The following is an 18,090-nucleotide window of genomic DNA, read 5'->3' on the forward strand; positions in this document are numbered from 1 at the left end:
CGGCCGATCCCCCGAGGGGATGCAGGCCGGCTAGGGAGCGGCCCGTCGCTCGGCCCGCCCTCATCCGACCATCCCTCCGTTGACCGAAATCACCTGCCGCGTGATGTACGCGGCGTCCTCGCTCATCAAGAAGGCGACCAGGGCCGCCACTTCCTCGGGCTGGCCGACGCGCTGCGCCGGGATCATCTGCATCGCGTGCTCCAGCACATGCGGCTCGATCATGTCCGTCTCGATCAGGCCCGGCGCCACGCAGTTGACCGTGATCTTGCGGCTGGCCAGCTCGACGGCCAGCGCCTTGGTGGCGCCGATGATGCCGGCCTTGGCGGCACTGTAGTTGACCTGCCCGCGGTTGCCCACCAGGCCCGAGACCGAGGCCAGCGTGACGATGCGGCCCGGCTTGCGGCGGCGCACCAGCGGCATGGTCAGCGGCTGCAGCACGTTGTAGAAGGCATCCAGATTGGTGTGGATGACGGCGTCCCAGTCCTCGCCGGTCAGGGCCGGGAAGGCGCCGTCGCGGGCGATGCCGGCGTTGCAGACGACGCCGTAATAGCAGCCATGGGCCTCGACGTCGGCCTCGAGTGCGGCGGCGGTGGCGGCGCGGTCGGCGACGTCGAAGGCCAGCACGCGGGCATTGCGGCCGAGTTCGCGCACGGCCTGGGCGACGGCCTCGGCCTCGTCACGGCGGCTGCGGCAATGGATGACGACGTCGTAGCCGTCGCGCGCCAGCCGCAACGCGATGGCGCGGCCGATGCCGCGGCTGGAACCCGTCACGAGGACGGTGTGGGGTGTACTGCTCATGGGGTCTGTCCGTTCAGGAAAGCCTCCGGGTCGTCAGGCCCGAAGACATTGAGGCTGGCGCGTGCCACCTCGGCGCCATCGATGGCGATGACGCATTCGAATTGTCCGAGGCCGTTGTCGGCCTGGAAGAGACGCTGCACCTTGACGCGCAGCACATCGCCGACGCGGAAGGCCGGGACGCTGCATTGGTAGCGGCGCGTGCCGAGCAGGAAGCCGATGCGCGAGGCGCCGCCTTCGCTGGCGCGGCGCTGCCAGCCAGCCCAGGCGGCGGCGGCCTGCGCCATGTACTCCACGCCGGCCGAGGCGCTGAGCTGGCCATCGCGCACCAGCAGGTGGTCGGCGCGCACGCAGGCCTCGGCCAGCAGCGATTCGGCATCGGCCTCGATGACGTGGTCGAGCCAGCACATGGCGCCGCGGTGCGGCACCAGTTCGGCGATGGTGGGATCAGTCTTCACGTGTGAGTACCAGGGCGGCATTGCTGCCGCCGAACGCAAAGGAATTGGACAACACGGCGCGCGGCGCAGCGGCCAGGCGCTCGCCCGGCTGCACGAGACGGATGGCAGGCAGGGCCGGGTCGCGCTCGCCGTCGAAATGGTGGGCCGGCAGGCCCCCGTCGCCGAGCAGCGTCAGCCAGGCGATGCCAGCCTCCAACGCGCCGGCGGCGCCCAGCGTGTGGCCGGTCAGCGGCTTGGTCGAGCTGCAAGGTGTGTCGAGGCCAAAGACGCGGGCCACGGCTTCGCTCTCCATCGCATCGTTGTGCTGCGTGGCCGTGCCGTGCAGGTTGAGGTAGCCGATGTCGGCCGGCGTGAGGCCCGCCATGCCCAGCGCAGCGCGCATCGCGGCCTCGGCGCCGCGGCCGCTGGGCTCGGGGGCGGAGATGTGGTGGGCGTCGCTGGTCTCGCCCCAGCCGGCCAGGCGCACGGCCGGGCCTTCGCCCCCATCGACATGTTTGTCGCGGGTCATCAGGAAGAGCGCGCCCGCCTCGCCGATGTTGATGCCGCAGCGCTGGGCGCTCATCGGGTTGCAGCGCGCGTCGCTGACGGCTTCCAGCGCGGCAAAGCCGGCGACGGTGAAGTCGCACAGGCTGTCGGCACCGCCGCAGACGACGGCGTCGGCCATGCCCGCTTGCAGCAGCCGCGCGGCGCTGGCCAGGGCCTTGCTGCTGGACGAGCAGGCGGTGGAGATGACATAGGCCGGGCCGAGCACGCCGAGTTCGGCGGCCAGCAATGTGGCGCCGGAGCCGATCTCCTGCTGGCGCACGTCGTGCCAGGCGGGCAGACCGCCCTCGGCCTGGTATTGACGCCAGGCGGCTTCGCTCTCGCCGACGCCCGAGGTGCTGGTGCCCAGCACGACGGCCACGCGCTGCGGGCCGAAGCGGTCACGCGCGGCGTCCACGGCGGCGCGGATGGGTTGCAGTGCGGTCAGCAGCAGCGCGTTGTTGCGGCTGCGCTGTGCCGTGGCCTCGGGCAAGGGCAGGGTCTGGCGCACGCGACCCAGGTGCAGCGTGCGGCCGCGCCAGGCCTCGGCTTCGACGCCACCGGGGGCGCTCGCCCACAGCGCCTGCGCCAGCGTGTCGGCGTTGTCGCCCGCCGCACAAACGACGCCCAGGGCATTCAGGTAGAAATTCATCAGCCGCCCTCCAGTGGGCGCGATTCGATGCGCAGTTGGTAGTGCTCGGCGCGATTGTCGATCTCGACGCGTGCGCGGCCGTCCAGGTAGCGCACGGTCAGGCGCACCTCGCCGGCCTGGCGCAGGATGCGCTCGTTGCCGGCTTCATCCAGCGTCCAGCCCGCGGGCAGCGCGGCCTGCAGCGCGGGCAGGGGCGCAAACACCAGCGCCACGTCGCGCAGCACGCGCGCCGGGTCGACCGCGGCGGGCAGCATGGGGTGGCGCTTGACCTGCAGCTCACGGCCGTTCCATTGCATCGTCAGCACGCGCTGGCCGAATGCCAGACCGGCCAGCTGCAATTGCTGGGCGTCGACCTGCAGCAGCGTGTCGAGCTGGCGCTCGGTGACGGCGCCGTTGGGGTCGTCGGGCGCGTCGGTCACCGTCAGCCGCTGGGCCAGCGACAGTTCGGCACCGAAAGCGGCCGGCGCCAGTTGTAGTGGCGGCAGCCCGGCCGGTGGCGGCAGCGTCTGGCAGGCTGACAGCAACAGCGCAGCGAACAGGATCAGGGGGCGCACAACTGCTCCAGCGTGCGCATGCGCTCGGGATGCGCGACGTAGGGGTTGGTCAGGTCCCAGGCATAGCCGGCCAGGATCGACGAGATCATGCGGCGGATGTCGGGGTTCTGGTCCTGGTGGAAGATGACGTCCTGGAAGCCGCCGCGGTACCAACTCTCCACAAAGGCACGGAAGGCATCCACGCCGGCGCGCAGCGGCTTGGCGTAGTCTTTCTCCCAGTCCACCGCTTCGCCGGCGCGTTCACGCAGCAGCGCCGTCACGGCCAGGTCGGCGGACTTCACGGCGATGGTCACGCCGCTGGAGAACACCGGGTCCAGGAACTCGCCCGCATTGCCCAGCAGCGCGAAGCCCGGGCCCCACAGCGATTTCACGTTGGCCGCATAGCCCTGCAGCTTGTTGGCTGGGGTGTCCCAGACGGCATCCTTCAGCAGCGCGGCCAGCGAGGGCGTCTCGGCGACGACGGCCTTCAGTCGCTCCGTCGCGTCTTCGGGGAAGCGCTCGAAGTATTCGGCCCGCGCGACCACGCCCAGTGAGCAGCGGCCGTTGCTGAAGGGAATGGTCCAGAACCAAACGTCCACATCTTCCGGGTGCACGGTGACGAGGATCTTGGTGCGGTCAAACGTCGGGTCGCTGATGCGGTCCTGCACATGCGTGAAGGTGGCGGCGCGGACCGGGAAGGCCGAGGGCGTCTCCAGGTCGAGCAGGCGCGGCAGCGTGCGGCCGAAGCCGCTGGCGTCCAGCAGATGGCCGGCCTCCACGGTATAGGCCGCGCCGCCGTCCAGCGGCTGCACGTCCAGCTGCGGGCGCTGGCCCGGGCTCACACGCACGGCCGTCACCTCATGGCGGTAGCGCACATCGGCGCCGGCCTTGGCGGCACCGTCGGCCAGCACCTTGTCGAAATGCGCGCGCTGCACCTGGTAGGTGGTGCCCCAGCCGGGGGTGAACTTGTCGCGGAAGTCGAAGGCGGTGCGCTTCGGGCCGCGGCAGAAGGCGGCGCCGTTCTTGAACTGGAAGCCGGCCTCGACAACGTCCTGCAGCAGGCCGGCCTTCTCGATATAGGCCATGGACTGCGGCAGCAGGCTCTCGCCGATGGAGAAGCGCGGGAAGGTCTGACGCTCCAGCACGGTCACGGCCAGGCCCTGGCGGCGCAGCAGGGCCGCAGCGACGGCGCCTGCTGGGCCTGCGCCGATGATGCAGACGTCAGTCGTTTCGTGAGTCATGGTCGGTGATGAAGAAGGGAGTGAGGACCCAGGCCAGGGCAATTCCCAGGCCCAGGGTCAGGCCGAAGGCCCGCAAGGCCGGCGTGCCGGACAGGGCCAGCAGCCCGAAGGACAGCCAGGTGCTGGCGGCCGCGAGTGTGATGGAGACGAAGCCGCGCAGGTCGCGCCGGCTGGGCTGGGCGAGCAGGAAGATGCCGTAGTCCACTCCCACGCCGAGCAGCAGCAGCAGGGCCAGCACATGGAAGAGCTGCCAGGGCTGGCCCAGCAGCGCGGTGGCGGCGAGGGACAGGCCGCCGGCCAGCAGCGTCGGCACCAGGGCCCGCCACCAGGCGGCACCCAGGCGCCAGGCCAGCAGGGCGGCCACGGCGCCGACGGCGATGACCAGCACGCCCAGCATGCGGATGCGCTGGCGGGCCAGCAGCTCGGAGACATCGGCCACCTTGTCGACCCAGCGCACGGTGTCGCCGTCGGCCAGGGCCGCGAGCTGGGGCAGCCGTTCGCGCGACACGCCGCGCAGCATCACGACGCTGTGCCAGCGGCCATCGGCATCGCGACCCAGCCACTGGTGGCGCGCGGCCTCGCTGACGGGCGCGGCACGCCAGGCCTCCACGGTGAGCACGGGCGCGGCGACGGCGTCGCGCTGCGGCAGGGGCTGGCCCAGTTGCTCGGCCACCCCCAGCGACACCTCGGCCCAGCGGCGCTGCACCAGGGCCGCGTCGGTGGCCTGGCGGGCGGGCGACGGCACCCAGTCGGACACGGCCTGCCAGCCGGCCAGTCCCGGCACGCCGCCAAGCTTGGCCTTCAGGGCTTCCTCGCGCTCCAGCAGCACGGCTTCGCTGCCGGCGGTGAGCAGATAGAACTGGGCCGGGCTGGGCAGGTCCAGGCGCCGGCCGATGTCGATCTGCTCCTGCATCAGCGCGGGCGGCGTGTTCTGCAGCAGGCGGATGTCGTCGTTGGCCCGGCCACGCCAGACCGCCGCAGCCAGCAGCGCGGCGATGACGAGGCCACCGATCAGGCCACCGCGCCAGTTCAGCTGCGGCCAGCGCTGCCAGGCTCGGCCGAGAGCGCGCGTCAGCGGCCGCACGGGCACGGGGCCGGCGTCCAGATGCGGGAACCACAGCCAGGTGCTGACAAAGGCGGCCGTCAGGCCGGCGGCGGAGAACAGCGCGACCTGCTGCAGGCCGGGGAAAGGCGTCGTTGCCAGCAGCGCATAGCCGGCCAGCGTCGTGCTGAGCGCCAGCACCATGGTCGGCAGTTGCTCGCGCATCAAGGCGAAGCGCTGCGCCGGCGGCTGGGCGATGCGGCTGCTGTAGTGGCTGCTGGCGTAGTTCTCGGCCACGCCGACAAGGCTGGCGCCGAACACCAGCGTGATGAGGTGCAGCTCGCCGAACACCGCCAGCGTCGCCGCCACGGCCACCAGCAGGCCGCTGCCCACCGACAGCAGCACCAGCAGGCGTGGCCGGATGCGGGCGAAGGCAAACCAGCTCAGCGCAAACACGCCGACCAGCGAGCCCACGCCGATGAGATGCATCTCGCGCTGGGCCTGGGTGGCGGCGGCATGCGCATGCAGGGGCACGCCGGCGGCCAGCACCTGGGCCTCCGGCACGGCCGCGCGGGCCTGCGCGAGGGCATTGGCGATGCGCTCGTTGTCGCTGAGCGCGAAGGCGCTGGCGCCGCTGTCGATCAGCGCCAGCATCCAGTCGCCTTGGGCATCGGCCAGGCGCAGGCGGCCGTCGAGGGCGCGCACCTTGCTGCTTTGCGCGCGCTCGGCGAGCCAGGCCCCGAGGGTGTTGAAGGGGTCGTCGATCCAGCGCCCCACGCGCGGCAGGCCCATGGGCTGCATCAGGCCGGTCAGGGCCTCCTGGGCCAGCACATCCGACGCGGTGGACTCCAGCCGGGCGCGTTGCGCATCGGTCAGCAGGGCGCCGCGTTGCGGGGCGAAGAACTTGAGCCAGTCGGCCTGCTGCTGGTCCGACACCTGATGGCGCAGCTTGATGCCGGGTGCGGCGGCCTGCAGCTTCCTGATGAAGCGGTCCATCACCGCCTCACTGTGGTCGGGTGCGCGCAGCAGCACGATGACGCGGCCTTCGCCGGCCTTGGCCAGCGCTGCCAGCGCCTGCTCGACCTCGGGCCGGCGCTCGTCCTTGGGCAGCATGGCCAGCACATCGGTGTTGATGCGCACGCGCCCCTGCCAGGCGGCCACGGCCAGGCCGGCGGCCATCAGCAGCAGCGCGAGCGCCCAAAGCATGGGCGCCCACAGGCGGGGGCGATCAACCAAGCTGCTTGGCCTCGTCGGCGCTGGGGGCGGCGGGCTCGCGGGCCTGCTCGTCGAAGCGCAGCGTCGTCGTGTCGCCCTGGGCTTCGGTCATGACGATGCGGCGCAGCTGGCGGTCGCCTTCCAGCTCGATGCGGCTGAAGAGCTGGGCCAGCGCAGCGGCCTTCGGTTTCAGCGCCGCGCGCCAGGCCTTGTCGCCGACCAGGCTGGCCTGCACCTCGAAGGCCTGCTGCAACGCGCCGAGGTCGCCGTCCAGCAGCGACAGCATCAGGCTGGTCACGACGCGGATGCCGGGCTCCTTGCTGGCGTCCAGCTGCAGCCCGCCACCGCCAGCGATGCGGTCGCGCGTCAGCACCAGTTGGCTGGCGAAGGGTGCGGTGGTGCGCCAGATCAGGCCCTTGCCGCGCACCAGCAGGTAGTCGCCCTGGCTCTTCAGCGGCTTGGCGAAGCCGGCGAGCTGCTTGTCCTGCTCGAAGCGACCGCGCTGCACGGCGGCGCTGACGAGGCGTTGCTGGACCTGGGCGATGGTGTCGGCCAACGCGGGCAACGGGCACGCGGCGAGAAGGAAGAGGCGGCGCTTCATGGCAGGGGGATGCCCAGACGTTCAAACAAGATGGGCGGGCTGGCGAACTGCATTTCCTTGCTGCGCATGTCCACGGCCACCATCAGCGTGTGGGCCTTGGTCAGGCGCTCGTTGGTCGCGAGGTCGCGCACCGTGTAGTCGATGCGCAGGCGATGCTCCCACTCGGTGATGCAGGCGCGCACGCCCAGGCGCATGCCGTATTCGGCGGGGCGCACGTACTTCAGTTGCAGATGGATGATGGGCCACGAGTAGCCGCTGGCGCGCATCTCGGGGTAGTCGTAGTTGAAGCGCTGCAGCAGCGCGCAGCGGGCCTGCTCCAGGTACTGTACATAGCGCCCGTGCCAGACGATCTCCATCGGATCGAGATCGTGGAAGGCGGGGGTGATCTCGATCTCGTGGGCGAGACGGGGATCCTCACGCAGGCGCATGCAGGGCTCCGGCGGGCAAACGGATCTCGCGCAGCAACATCTGCAGCTCGGCGTCCAGCGCGCGGTCTTCGTCGATCAGCGGCAGGCGGGCACACAGCTGCTCGTACCAGGCCGACAACGACGGGCTCAGCTGCAGGCCGCCCAGACGCTGGCGCAGCCCCAGGCCCTGGCGGGCGCTGATGAGCAGGCCGGCGACGACCTGCTCGCTGAGGTCCAGCACGCGCAGCGCGTCGCGGGCCGCGATGCTGCCCATGCTGACCTTGTCCTGGTTGTGGCACTCGGTGCTGCGGCTGAAGACCGAGGCCGGCATGGTCTGCTTCAGGGCCTCCGCCGTCCAGGCAGAGACACTGATCTGCAGCGCCTTCAGACCATGGTTGATGGCGGCGCGCTCGCCGAGCGCACCGCTCAGATTCGACGGCAGGCCGTGGTTGAAGCGCGTGTCCACCAGCAGGGCGAGCTGGCGGTCGAGCAGGTCGGCGACGTTGGCGACGGCCGTCTTCAGCGTGTCCATGGCCATCGCGATATGGCCGCCGTAGAAATGGCCACCATGCAGCACGCGCTCTTCCACCGCATCGACCAGCGGGTTGTCGTTGGCGCTGTTCAGCTCGTTCTCGATCAACTGGCGCAGCCAAGGCAGCGCGTCTTCCAGCACGCCGATGACGTGGGGGGCGCAGCGCAGCGAGTAACGGTCCTGCAGGCGCTGTTCATTGCGGCTGGGCCTGTCGCTGGCGAGGTCGGTGCGCAGGCGCGCGGCGACGCGCTGCTGGCCGGCATGCGGTTTGACGGCGAACAGGCGCTCGTCGAAGTGATGGGCATTGCCGGCGCTGGCGACCACATTGGCCGCCGTGATGCGCGTGGCCAGCAGCGACAGCCTCTCGGCGCGCTGGAAGGCCAGGCAGGCCAGGGCCGTCATGACGGCCGTGCCGTTCATGATGGCCAGGCCTTCCTTGGGCCGCAGCGTGTGCGGCTTGAGGCCAACGGCCGCGAGGGCCTGCGCCGACTGCATCTGCTGGCCCTGGAACCAGACCTCGCGCTCGCCGCACAGCACGGCCGCGACATAGCTCAGCGGCGTCAGGTCGCCGCTGGCGCCAACCGAACCCTCGCTGGGGATCAGCGGCAGGATGTCGTGCTCGATCAGGGCAGCCAACTGTTGCAGCAAGGCGTAGCTCACGCCCGACACACCCTGCGCCAGGGACTGCAGGCGCACGGCCAGCACGGCACGCACCTGCTCGGGCGCCAGCATGGGGCCGGCACCGATGCCGTGATAGGTGTAAAGATGACGCGGCAGCTCGGCGACGAGCGCCGGCGGGATGCTGACGGTGCAGGAGTCGCCATAGCCGGTGGTGACGCCGTAGACGACGCCGTCCTCGGCCAACAGGCGGGCAATGAACTCGGCACCGGCGTCGATGTGGCGCACGAAGTCGGGCGCGTCGCTCAGGCAGGCGCGGGCCTCGCGGCGGGAGATGGCGGCGATGTCATCCAGGCTCAGCGGGCGGCCGTCGAAAACAATCTCGCAAGGAACCGCCGGGCCGCCCCTAGGTTCCTTGACCCCCTCGGGGGGCGGGCTGGGCTGCGCCCAGCCTTGGGGGTGCTGTTCAAGCGGCATGCGGGCTGTCCCAGAAAGCGTAGAAGTTGAACCAGTCATAGGGCGATTCGCGCAGGCGGCGCTGCAGGATCTGCGCGTAGGTTTGGGCGTATTGGGCCAGAGCCTCGCGGCGGCCGGCGCGCGGCAGGTGCAGGCGCTCGGCCAGCAGCTCGAAACGGATCTCGTAGCCGGCGCCCTTGTGCAGACAGGTCAGCAGCACCAGCGGGCAGTGCAGCACGCCGGCCAGCACATAGGCGCCCACCGGCAGCGGCGCCGGCGCGCCGAGGAAATCGACGGTGACGGTCTGAGCGGATTGGATGGGCACGCGGTCGCCGGCAATGGCCACCCAGCCGCCGGCATCCACCAGGGCCTTGAGCTGCAGCGCCATGTTGGGGCCGAAGTCGGTGACCTCCAGCAGATTGACGGCCGAGTTCGGGTCCAGGCGCTTGAGGATGCGGTTGAAGGCCTGGGCATGGCGGGTGTGCACCAGCACCGTCAGCTTCAGCCCATGCTTGGACTTGCCGATCATGCGGCACAGCTCCAGGCAACCCATATGGGCAGTGATCAGGATGCCGCCCTGGCCGCGGGCCAGCATGGCGTCGACCATGGAGAAGTCCTGCTCGCGCACGGCTTCGCCCGGGTAGCGGCCGGCCATGGCCAGCAGCTTGTCCAGCATGGTCTCGGCAAAGCAGGCGACGTGGCGCAGGCCCTCTCGCCAGTCGGGCTCGCGCTTGAACACGCCGGGCTCGGCGCGGTGCAGATGGCGCAGGTATTCGAGCGAAGAACGCCTCAGCGCCGGGCGCGTCAGCCAATGCAACACCACCACGGGGAACATGGCCCAGCGCACCAGGCGGCGGCCGAAGAGCCTGTGCACGCCGTACAGCAGCCAGATGCCGCTGACGAAGGTCGTTTCACCCAACGACGCCCAGTGCTGCGCGCGCGCGGTCATGTCGACGTGCCCCGCAGCTTGCGCGCCAGCAGCAGCGGCGAACGCCACAACATGCCGAAGAAGAGCCGCGTGTGCATGGCCGAGATCAGCACGTTGTCGCGCCAGACGCGGAAGTGCGAGATGCCGCCCACCGGGTAGTGCACGCGGGTGGGCTGGTTGACGACCGGCACGCCGGCCCACACCAGGCGCACGGCGATCTCGGTGTCGAAGTCCATGCGCCGGCCCATGGACGCATGGGCCAACTGCGGCAGCGTGGTGGCCAGCGGGTAGACGCGAAAGCCGCACATCGAGTCTCGCACCGCGAAGCTCAGCGTGTTGATCCAGACCCAGATGTGGGTGGCATAGCGGCCATACAGCCGCGCACGCGGCACGGACGCGTCGTAGACGGGGCAGCCGCAGATCAGCGCCTTCGGATTGCTCTCGGCGGCGGCGACGAAACGCGCGGCGTCGCCGGCATCGTGCTGACCATCGGCGTCGATCTGCAGGCCATGCGTATAGCCCTGCTCGGCCGCCAGGCGCATGCCGGCGATGACGGCGGCACCCTTGCCCTGGTTGTGCGGCAGGCGCAGCAGCTGGATACCGTCCTGCCGCGCCAGCGCGTCGAGCTGGGTCGCGGTGGCGGCCTCGCTGCCGTCGTCCACCAGCAGCACCGGCAGGCCCTGCCCGCGCAGCTGGGCCGCCACCGCAGCGACGGTGCCGCCATGGTTGTAGACGGGAATGACGGCGCAAACCTTCACGCAGCGGCTCCGAAGCGCAGCTTGCCACTGGCGTGGGCACCGCGCTCGCTGGTCAGCGCAAAGCGCAGCTCGCTGCCGTCGGCATTGACGGTCAGCTCGAGGTCCACGGTGGTACCGGGGCGGATGACCTGCTGGAACTTGAGCTGGTCCAACCCGGCGAAGGCCGGCTGCAACGCGAACAGCTCGCGGGCGAAGCGTTCGGCCCAGTCCAGCTGCACGACACCGGGCAGCACGGGCTGGCCGTCGAAATGGCCCTCGAAGCCGGGGTGGCGGGCCTCGATGTCCAGGCGCAGCCGCGCCGTCAACGGCTCGCGTACCAGCAGCCGCGCCGGCGGGCGCATGGGGTCGAACAGGGCCTGCAGCGCAGCCTGCGTCGCCTTGCCCTGGGTGTTGGCGGGCAGCTCGCTGCACAAACGCCAGCGGCGCGGGCGCACGGTGGCCTCCAGCTGGGCCGCCAGGCGTTCGCGCAGCGGCGCCAGCCAGGCGGCGCGGCCGGCCTTCTCGATCGCGTCCCAGGCCTCGGCCGTGGGCACCAGCACGACGCCCAGCTCCTGGCGCGAACCCGGCAGCAGCAGGGCGCGGGCTTCCTGCACCTGGCCGCTGGACGTCAGAGCCTGCTCGACGGCGGCCAGCGACACACGCTTCTCTTCCACCTTGACGATGCGGTCCGCGCGGCCCAGCAGCACGAAGCCGGGGCCTTCGGCGCGGGCATGGTCGGCGGCGGTGTACCAGGCATCGCCACCGATATGGGCCGAGCGCAGCTGCAATTGGCCATCGCTCAACTGCCACTCGACGCCCGGCAGCGCGCGCCAGGGCTCGGCATCGCCGGCGCCGGGCGGGCGCTGGCGCCAGGCCACGCCGCCGGTCTCGCTGCTGCCATAGACCTCGATGGGCGTCTGGCCCAGGCGTTCGGCGCAAGGGGGCAGCGCATCGGCCGGCAGCGGGCCGCCGGAGCTGAACACGGCGGCCAGGCGCTCGGGCAGGTCGCCCGTGACGGCGAGCTGCAGGCGCTTCAGATGGGCCGGGCTGGCAATCAGCGCCAAACGACCGGAACCAGGGCCGGGGGCGGCATGCAGGTCTTCGAGATAGGCCACGCGGTGCGCCGCGGTGGGCCGGCCGGCGGCCAGCGGCCACAGCACGCGGAACAGCAGGCCGTAGATGTGCTGGTGGCTGACGGTGGCCTGGATGGTCGCGCCGTCCAGGCGTGCGCCGAACTCGGCTTCCAGCGCCCTCACCTCGTCGAAGAGCTGGTGCAGCTGCTTGGGGATGGCCGTCGGCTCGCCGCTGCTGCCGGACGTGAAGACCACGAGCTGCGGCGCTTGCGGGTCCAGCGGCTGCCAGTCGGGCGGCGCAGCGTCTGGCACGGCGGCGGTCGCATCGGGGCGGCCGGGCCAGTCGCCGGCAAAGGCACCCACGCGCTCGGACAGGCGCTGCGCCGTGGCCGGCAATGCGTCACCAGGCCACCAGACGGTCTTGCGCGCATGCCAGGCGCCAAACAGGGCCGCGGCGGCATGCAAGGTGTCTTCGAAATGGAGAGCGACATCCCCTGTCGCCAGCGCCTGGAAATGCGCGAACCAGCCGGCTGCCTGGGCCAGGAACTCGGCCGACATGATGGCGCGGCCGGCGCGAATGCCCACGGGCTGGGCGGCCCGCGCCGGGCTCAGCGCACCGGCGAGGCCGAGTCGGAGTTCACGCCACATGCTTGCCGGCTCGCACGCGGCGGCGCACCAGCCATTCGCCGCCCATCAGGCTGCCCATCAGCACATAGGTGATGAGGCCGTTGTAGAGCGCCCAGGTCTGCTCGCTGCCCCACAGGGCCGTGGCCAGGCTGATGCCGCCGTTGAGGATGAAGAAGCCGCACCAGACGATGGTGACGCGCCGGGTGTAGGCCACGCCGTGAGCGTCCAGTTCGGGGTCGTGCAGGCGCGCCAGGCGCTCGACGACGGTCTGGCCCTTGAGCAGGCTGGCGCCGAACAGCACCAGCATGGCCACGTTCATCGCCACCGGATAGATCTTCAGCGGCAACAGCTGGTTGGACCAGGCCGTCAGCGCCGCCAGCACCAGGCCGGCCAGCGCGACCGCAAGCGCCTGCTGGCTGCGTGAGGCGAGATAACGCGCCAGCGCCAGCGCGAGCAGCAGCAAGGCCAATACCCGGGGCTCGGCATGTGCGAGACCCAGGTAGACGAGAACGGGATAGAGGGCGGTCAGCGCCACCCAGAGGATGTTGCGCACGCTGGGACGAAAGGAAGGAGAGAAGAACTCAGGCGGCGCGCGGCAGCGCGGCTTCATCTTCGCCGGTCGTTTCGTCAGCCTGCTGCAGCAGGGCCGTCAGCGCGTTGACGACGTCCTGCAGCGTGCGCACCGACTTGAAGGCCTCGGGCTGCAGGCGCTTGCCCACCAGGGGCTTGAGCTTGACGATGAGGTCCACGGCATCAATGGAATCGATGTCCAGGTCGTCGTACAGCCGGGCCTCTGGGCGGATGCGCTCGGGCTCGATGTCGAAGGTCTCGACCAGGATGGCCGACAGGCGCGTGTAGATGTCTTGTTCGGTCATTTGAACTCCCCTGGCGATTCAGCTCTTGCGGCTTGTGGCCACGAAGGCTGCCAACGCCCGGATCGAGCGGAAATGCCGGCGCGTCTCTTCCGAGTCGGCCGACATGGTCACGCCATAGCGCTTCTGCAGCGCCAGGCCCAGCTCGAGCGCGTCGATGGAATCCAGGCCGAGGCCTTCGACGAAGAGCGGCTGCTCGGCGTCGATGTCGTCTGCGCTCATGTCCTCGAGGTTCAAGGCGTCGATGAGCAAGGTCTTGATTTCAAGTTCCAGGCTCTGTTCCATCGCCTTTTCCCCTAGAAAAATAGTCCCGCAAGTATCCCGTGAGCCGCCTGGCGGCGAGCGGGAATTCTCCGTGAGCCCCCTCTAGAAAGGGTGTCACGGCGATGTCCTCGCCCACATCCAGACTCAGCTGTAACGGCCGGTCGTGGGTTTTCCACCACGGCCAACCTTTGCTCAAGCCCAGCGGCTCGCAGCGGATGTGCACCGGCGTGATCGCCACGCCGCTGCGCAGGGCCAATTGGGCCGCACCGCGCTGCAACTGCAAAGCATGCCCCGGCACGCTGCGGGTCCCTTCGGGAAAAATCACCAGATTGCTGCCGGATGCCAGGCTGGCGTTGAATCCTTCCAACACCTCGCTGCCACGGTCGTTGCGCAAATAGTTACAGGCGCGCACCGGGCCCCAGGTGAAGGGGTTGTTGCCCAGGCCACCGCGCACGACGCAGTCGGCATTGGGCGTGCGGGCAATCAGCGCCACGACGTCGATCAGCGTCGGATGGTTGGCCAGCACCAGCAGGCCGCGGCGCTGCAGCCGCTCGGCGCCCGTCCAGCGCACCCGCACCAAGCCTAGCAGCGTCATCAGGCCGATGAAGCCGCGAAAGCTGGCGCCCACCAGGGCGCGCGACCAGCGGATGCGGCGCAGCGGCTCCCAGACGAGCAGGTTGATCAGCGGAAAGGCGATCAGGCCCATCAGCAGGCCGCCCAGGCCGAAGCAGGTGAAGCTGAAGGCCGTGGCCGGCACCCGCCAGGCGCGCGACCAAGCCGAAGCCAGGCTAGCGAGCGACGACATGGCGCCAGTGCCAGTCCGCAGCGCCGTCTGCCTGGCGCAGTTCGGCGGCAGGGTCGAGCAGGAAGTGCAGCAACTGCAGATTGGGCGCCGTCGGCGCCTTGGGCGTCGCAGGCGGGAGGCTGGCCTCGCGTGACAGCCGCACAGCCGCCTCGCCCGGCCGTGCCAGCCGCAGCCGCAAGGCAAAGGCATGCAGGGGCGCGATCGCCGCATCCAGCCCGGTGGGGGCGTACAGCGCCGGCAGGGGCGCATCGAAGACGGTCAGCAACACGGCCGGCGCGCCGGTGGCGAGCAGGGCCTGGGCTTCGACCCAGCCGGCGGCGGCACTGACCTCGCCCGCCGCCACGGCGCTGACGTTGGCCGTGATGCCGCGCTGGATGGAGTACTGGGCGCCGATGGCGTTGTGCACCGAGTGGCTGAAGGCCGTGGGCGACAGCGCCTCGCCCTGCGCCAGTTCCTGCAGCATCGTGATGGAACGCGCCAGTTCGCCCCAACGCGACGCAAACACCAGCGGCATGGCCGTCAGCAGCGTGGCATCGACATCCTGCTGGGCCCAGTAGGCCACCTGCAGGGCCGCGCGGCCCAGGGGATCGATGCGGCGCCGCGCCATGGCGGGCACTTCGGGCAAGGGGGGCGACGCCGGGGCGTCGGCGGGCAGGGGCTGCGGATCGCGCAGCCAGGCGCGCCAGTCGTCCTGCGACGCGAGACCCGGCGCCCATGCCGCCCACTGCTCGACATGCAGATCCAGGCCATCCTGGGCAGCAGCGGGAGCGGTGGCGGGGGAAGTCATGGGTGGGTCAGAAAGTAGAAAACCCGCCAAGAGGCGGGCTTGCGGTTCAGCCAGGGCTTGCCCTTAGCTCTTCGCGCGGAACTTGCGCAGCGCCGCGACCTGGGCCGCCAGCGTGAGCAGTTCGTTCTGGATCGCGGCCTGGTCGAGTTCGCTCTTGGCGTTCTTGAGCGCTTCCTCGGCCTGCTTCTTGGCCTCGAGGGCCTTGGCTTCGTCCAGATCCTTGCCGCGGATGGCGGTATCGGCCAGCACGGTCACGCGGTTCGGCTGCACTTCGAGGATGCCGCCGGCGACGAAGACGAACTCTTCGCTGCCATCGGCCAGCTCGATGCGCACGGCGCCCGGCTTGATGCGGGTGATCAGCGGCGTGTGCTTCGGCAGGATGCCGAGCTCGCCACTCTCGCCCGGCAGGGCGACGAACTTGGCCTCGCCGGAGAAGATCTGCTCTTCGGCGGAGACCACGTCGACGTGGAGGGTTGCCATGTTCAATCTTCCTTGGCTAGGTTGCAAAGATTCAAGACTTGATCAGTTGGGGACAGAGCTGCCGCTGCGCGTCAGGTCTGTCCCGCAATGTCTTATTGAATCTTCTTGGCCTTCTCGAAGGCTTCGTCGATGGTGCCGACCATGTAGAAGGCCTGCTCCGGCAGCGTGTCGCACTCGCCGTTGACGATCATCTTGAAGCCGCGGATGGTTTCCTTCAGCGGCACGTACTTGCCCGGGGTGCCCGTGAACACTTCGGCGACGTGGAAAGGCTGCGACAGGAAGCGCTGGATCTTGCGGGCGCGGGCGACCGACAGCTTGTCATCCGGCGACAGTTCGTCCATGCCCAGGATGGCGATGATGTCGCGCAGTTCCTTGTAGCGCTGCAGCACCTGCTGCACGGCACGGGTCGTCGAGTAGTGCTCTTCGCCGACGACGTTGGGGTCGATCTGGCGGCTGGTCGAGTCCAGCGGGTCCACGGCGGGGTAGATACCCAGCGAGGCGATGTCACGCGACAGCACGACGGTGGCGTCCAAGTGGGCGAAGGTCGTGGCGGGGGACGGGTCGGTCAAGTCGTCCGCAGGGACGTAGACGGCCTGGATGGACGTGATCGAGCCGACCTTGGTCGACGTGATGCGTTCCTGCAGGCGGCCCATTTCCTCGGCCAGCGTCGGCTGGTAGCCCACGGCGGAAGGCATGCGGCCCAGCAGTGCGGACACTTCGGTACCGGCCAGCGTGTAGCGGTAGATGTTGTCCACGAAGAACAGCACGTCCTTGCCTTCGTCGCGGAAGGACTCGGCGATGGTCAGGCCGGTCAGCGCCACGCGCAGACGGTTGCCCGGGGGCTCGTTCATCTGGCCGTAGACCATGGCGACCTTGGAGTCTTCGAGCTTCTCCTGCACGACGACGCCGGAGTCCGACATCTCGTGATAGAAGTCGTTGCCCTCACGGGTGCGCTCACCCACGCCGGCGAACACGGACAGACCGCTGTGCGCCTTGGCGATGTTGTTGATGAGCTCCATCATGTTGACGGTCTTGCCGACGCCGGCGCCACCGAACAGACCCACCTTGCCGCCCTTGGCGAACGGGCAGATCAGGTCGATCACCTTGATGCCGGTTTCCAGCAGGTCCTGCGACGGGCTCAGCTCGTCGTAGGCCGGAGCGGCGCGGTGGATGGAGGCGGTCAGCGTGGAAGCGACCGGACCACGTTCGTCGATGGGGTTGCCCAGCACGTCCATGATGCGGCCGAGGGTGGCCTTGCCGACCGGCACCTGGATGGTGTCGCCGGTGTTGTAGACCTCGGTGCCGCGGCGCAGGCCGTCGGACGAACCCAGCGCAATGGTGCGGACCACGCCGTCGCCCAGCTGCTGCTGGACTTCCAGCGTCAGAGCGGCGCCTTCCATCTTCAGGGCGTCGTAGACCTTGGGCATCTTGTCGCGCGGGAATTCCACGTCAACGACGGCGCCAATGCACTGAACGATCTTGCCGACTGCTTGAGTGTTAGACATTTGTGCGTTCCTTCAATTCAAATCTTTGCGTTCGGGCTGGATCAGCCCACCGCGGCCGCGCCGCTGACGATCTCGGACAACTCTTTGGTGATGGCGGCCTGGCGGGTCTTGTTGTAGACCAGCTTCAGCTCACCGATCAGCGTGCCGGCGTTGTCGGTCGCGGCCTTCATGGCCACCATGCGGGCGGACTGCTCGCTGGCCATGTTTTCGGCAACGGCCTGGAAGACCAGCGCTTCCGTGTAGCGGACGAGCAGCTCGTTGATGACCGTGGCGGCGTCCGGCTCGTAGATGTAGTCCCACGAGTGACCGGCCTTGTCGGTTGCCATGTCGGCAGCCTTCAGGGGCAGCAACTGGTGAACCTTCACCTCTTGCTTCATCGTGTTGATGAACTGCGTGTAGCAGAGGTAGACGGCGGACAGCTTGCCGGCGGCGTATTGGTCGAGCAGCACCTTGACGGGGCCGATGAGGGCCTCGATGTGGGGCTGGTCGCCGAGCTGCGTGGCGTGAGCCACGACCTTGGCGCCGATGCGGTTCATGAAGCCCAGGCCCTTGCCGCCGATGGCGACGACCTCGGCCTTCTGGCCCGCGGTTTCCAGTTCCTTCAGCTTGGCCGTGGCCGCGCGCAGCAGGTTGGTGTTGAGACCACCGCACAGGCCCTTGTCCGTCGTGACGACGACCATGCCGACCGTCTTCGCTTCTTCGTTCTTGACGAGGAAGGGATGGCGGTACTCGGGGTTGGCCTTGGCCAGTTCGGCCGCGATGTTGCCGATCTTCTCAGCGTACGGGCGAGCCGACCGCATCCGTTCCTGCGCCTTGCGCATCTTGGACGCGGCGACCATTTCCATCGCCTTGGTGATCTTCTTGGTGTTCTCGACCGACTTGATCTTGCCGCGGATTTCTTTGCTTGAAGCCATTCGAACTCCTAGTCAGTGCGGGGTGG

At 69.6% G+C, this 18,090-nt stretch carries 20 protein-coding genes; all 20 read right to left on the bottom strand.

Features of this window, described 5'->3' with window-relative positions; all coding sequences use genetic code 11:
* Window positions 1-60: 60 nt before the first annotated feature.
* The gene (gene fabG / locus AC1DW3_RS14405) at window positions 61-798 is read right to left on the bottom strand and encodes a 3-oxoacyl-ACP reductase FabG (RefSeq protein WP_477932010.1); all 738 of its coding nucleotides are present in this window, start codon (window positions 796-798) and stop codon (window positions 61-63) included.
* Window positions 795-1,253, bottom strand: a complete 459-nt coding sequence (locus AC1DW3_RS14410; RefSeq protein ID WP_477932012.1) for a hotdog family protein — start codon at window positions 1,251-1,253, stop codon at window positions 795-797. The genes fabG and AC1DW3_RS14410 overlap by 4 nt, the downstream gene beginning before the upstream one ends.
* A complete protein-coding gene (locus AC1DW3_RS14415) occupies window positions 1,243-2,427 on the bottom strand; it encodes a beta-ketoacyl-ACP synthase (protein WP_477932014.1) in 1,185 nt (394 codons plus the stop codon). The genes AC1DW3_RS14410 and AC1DW3_RS14415 overlap by 11 nt, the downstream gene beginning before the upstream one ends.
* On the bottom strand, window positions 2,427-2,981 hold the full coding sequence (locus AC1DW3_RS14420; protein ID WP_477932016.1) for a DUF3261 domain-containing protein: 555 nt from the start codon (window positions 2,979-2,981) through the stop codon (window positions 2,427-2,429). The genes AC1DW3_RS14415 and AC1DW3_RS14420 overlap by 1 nt, the downstream gene beginning before the upstream one ends.
* On the bottom strand, window positions 2,969-4,201 hold the full coding sequence (locus AC1DW3_RS14425; RefSeq protein WP_477932018.1) for an NAD(P)/FAD-dependent oxidoreductase: 1,233 nt from the start codon (window positions 4,199-4,201) through the stop codon (window positions 2,969-2,971). The genes AC1DW3_RS14420 and AC1DW3_RS14425 overlap by 13 nt, the downstream gene beginning before the upstream one ends.
* Complete coding sequence (locus AC1DW3_RS14430; protein WP_477932020.1) at window positions 4,182-6,479, bottom strand: MMPL family transporter; 2,298 nt, start codon at window positions 6,477-6,479, stop codon at window positions 4,182-4,184. Before AC1DW3_RS14430 ends, AC1DW3_RS14425 begins: the two co-directional genes overlap by 20 nt.
* A complete protein-coding gene (locus AC1DW3_RS14435; RefSeq protein WP_477932022.1) occupies window positions 6,472-7,059 on the bottom strand; it encodes a LolA family protein in 588 nt (195 codons plus the stop codon). The genes AC1DW3_RS14430 and AC1DW3_RS14435 overlap by 8 nt, the downstream gene beginning before the upstream one ends.
* On the bottom strand, window positions 7,056-7,487 hold the full coding sequence (locus AC1DW3_RS14440) for an acyl-CoA thioesterase (RefSeq protein ID WP_477932024.1): 432 nt from the start codon (window positions 7,485-7,487) through the stop codon (window positions 7,056-7,058). The genes AC1DW3_RS14435 and AC1DW3_RS14440 overlap by 4 nt, the downstream gene beginning before the upstream one ends.
* Window positions 7,474-9,093 carry an HAL/PAL/TAL family ammonia-lyase gene (locus AC1DW3_RS14445; RefSeq protein ID WP_477932026.1) on the bottom strand — a complete coding sequence of 540 codons (1,620 nt, stop codon included), beginning with the start codon at window positions 9,091-9,093 and terminating at the stop codon, window positions 7,474-7,476. The genes AC1DW3_RS14440 and AC1DW3_RS14445 overlap by 14 nt, the downstream gene beginning before the upstream one ends.
* The gene (locus AC1DW3_RS14450) at window positions 9,083-10,021 is read right to left on the bottom strand and encodes an LpxL/LpxP family acyltransferase (protein WP_477932028.1); all 939 of its coding nucleotides are present in this window, start codon (window positions 10,019-10,021) and stop codon (window positions 9,083-9,085) included. The genes AC1DW3_RS14445 and AC1DW3_RS14450 overlap by 11 nt, the downstream gene beginning before the upstream one ends.
* Complete coding sequence (locus AC1DW3_RS14455; protein ID WP_477932030.1) at window positions 10,018-10,758, bottom strand: glycosyltransferase family 2 protein; 741 nt, start codon at window positions 10,756-10,758, stop codon at window positions 10,018-10,020. Before AC1DW3_RS14455 ends, AC1DW3_RS14450 begins: the two co-directional genes overlap by 4 nt.
* Window positions 10,755-12,458, bottom strand: a complete 1,704-nt coding sequence (locus AC1DW3_RS14460) for an ApeI family dehydratase (protein ID WP_477932032.1) — start codon at window positions 12,456-12,458, stop codon at window positions 10,755-10,757. Before AC1DW3_RS14460 ends, AC1DW3_RS14455 begins: the two co-directional genes overlap by 4 nt.
* Window positions 12,448-12,990 (bottom strand): COG4648 family protein, encoded by a 543-nt coding sequence (locus AC1DW3_RS14465; protein WP_477932034.1) that lies wholly within the window; start codon window positions 12,988-12,990, stop codon window positions 12,448-12,450. Before AC1DW3_RS14465 ends, AC1DW3_RS14460 begins: the two co-directional genes overlap by 11 nt.
* Before the next feature lie 28 nt (window positions 12,991-13,018).
* Complete coding sequence (locus tag AC1DW3_RS14470; protein WP_477932036.1) at window positions 13,019-13,312, bottom strand: acyl carrier protein; 294 nt, start codon at window positions 13,310-13,312, stop codon at window positions 13,019-13,021.
* A gap of 18 nt (window positions 13,313-13,330) precedes the next feature.
* A complete protein-coding gene (locus AC1DW3_RS14475) occupies window positions 13,331-13,594 on the bottom strand; it encodes a phosphopantetheine-binding protein (RefSeq protein ID WP_477932038.1) in 264 nt (87 codons plus the stop codon).
* Entirely contained in the window at window positions 13,572-14,279 is a 708-nt protein-coding gene (locus AC1DW3_RS14480; RefSeq protein WP_477932040.1) for a lysophospholipid acyltransferase family protein, read from the bottom strand. Before AC1DW3_RS14480 ends, AC1DW3_RS14475 begins: the two co-directional genes overlap by 23 nt.
* An 82-nt stretch (window positions 14,280-14,361) precedes the next feature.
* Window positions 14,362-15,165, bottom strand: a complete 804-nt coding sequence (locus AC1DW3_RS14485) for a beta-ketoacyl synthase chain length factor (protein WP_477932042.1) — start codon at window positions 15,163-15,165, stop codon at window positions 14,362-14,364.
* Window positions 15,166-15,228: 63 nt separating this feature from the next.
* On the bottom strand, window positions 15,229-15,645 hold the full coding sequence (locus tag AC1DW3_RS14490) for a F0F1 ATP synthase subunit epsilon (protein WP_477932044.1): 417 nt from the start codon (window positions 15,643-15,645) through the stop codon (window positions 15,229-15,231).
* A gap of 92 nt (window positions 15,646-15,737) precedes the next feature.
* Window positions 15,738-17,150 carry a F0F1 ATP synthase subunit beta gene (atpD, locus tag AC1DW3_RS14495; RefSeq protein WP_477932046.1) on the bottom strand — a complete coding sequence of 471 codons (1,413 nt, stop codon included), beginning with the start codon at window positions 17,148-17,150 and terminating at the stop codon, window positions 15,738-15,740.
* 41 nt (window positions 17,151-17,191) lie between these two features.
* On the bottom strand, window positions 17,192-18,064 hold the full coding sequence (gene atpG / locus AC1DW3_RS14500) for a F0F1 ATP synthase subunit gamma (protein ID WP_477932048.1): 873 nt from the start codon (window positions 18,062-18,064) through the stop codon (window positions 17,192-17,194).
* Window positions 18,065-18,090: the final 26 nt, after the last annotated feature.

The organism is Roseateles sp. P2_H4, from assembly GCF_056403315.1.

Coding starts and splice junctions, on each gene's coding strand:
- atpG (WP_477932048.1), bottom strand. CDS start 18,064: ATGGCTTCAAGCAAAGAAATCCGCGGCAAGATCAAGTCGGTCGAGAAC.
- AC1DW3_RS14485 (WP_477932042.1), bottom strand. CDS start 15,165: ATGACTTCCCCCGCCACCGCTCCCGCTGCTGCCCAGGATGGCCTGGAT.
- AC1DW3_RS14490 (WP_477932044.1), bottom strand. CDS start 15,645: ATGGCAACCCTCCACGTCGACGTGGTCTCCGCCGAAGAGCAGATCTTC.
- AC1DW3_RS14480 (WP_477932040.1), bottom strand. CDS start 14,279: ATGGGCCTGATCGCCTTTCCGCTGATCAACCTGCTCGTCTGGGAGCCG.
- AC1DW3_RS14445 (WP_477932026.1), bottom strand. CDS start 9,093: ATGCCGCTTGAACAGCACCCCCAAGGCTGGGCGCAGCCCAGCCCGCCC.
- AC1DW3_RS14435 (WP_477932022.1), bottom strand. CDS start 7,059: ATGAAGCGCCGCCTCTTCCTTCTCGCCGCGTGCCCGTTGCCCGCGTTG.
- AC1DW3_RS14440 (WP_477932024.1), bottom strand. CDS start 7,487: ATGCGCCTGCGTGAGGATCCCCGTCTCGCCCACGAGATCGAGATCACC.
- AC1DW3_RS14425 (WP_477932018.1), bottom strand. CDS start 4,201: ATGACTCACGAAACGACTGACGTCTGCATCATCGGCGCAGGCCCAGCA.
- AC1DW3_RS14415 (WP_477932014.1), bottom strand. CDS start 2,427: ATGAATTTCTACCTGAATGCCCTGGGCGTCGTTTGTGCGGCGGGCGAC.
- atpD (WP_477932046.1), bottom strand. CDS start 17,150: ATGTCTAACACTCAAGCAGTCGGCAAGATCGTTCAGTGCATTGGCGCC.
- AC1DW3_RS14475 (WP_477932038.1), bottom strand. CDS start 13,594: ATGGAACAGAGCCTGGAACTTGAAATCAAGACCTTGCTCATCGACGCC.
- AC1DW3_RS14470 (WP_477932036.1), bottom strand. CDS start 13,312: ATGACCGAACAAGACATCTACACGCGCCTGTCGGCCATCCTGGTCGAG.
- AC1DW3_RS14450 (WP_477932028.1), bottom strand. CDS start 10,021: ATGACCGCGCGCGCGCAGCACTGGGCGTCGTTGGGTGAAACGACCTTC.
- AC1DW3_RS14460 (WP_477932032.1), bottom strand. CDS start 12,458: ATGTGGCGTGAACTCCGACTCGGCCTCGCCGGTGCGCTGAGCCCGGCG.
- fabG (WP_477932010.1), bottom strand. CDS start 798: ATGAGCAGTACACCCCACACCGTCCTCGTGACGGGTTCCAGCCGCGGC.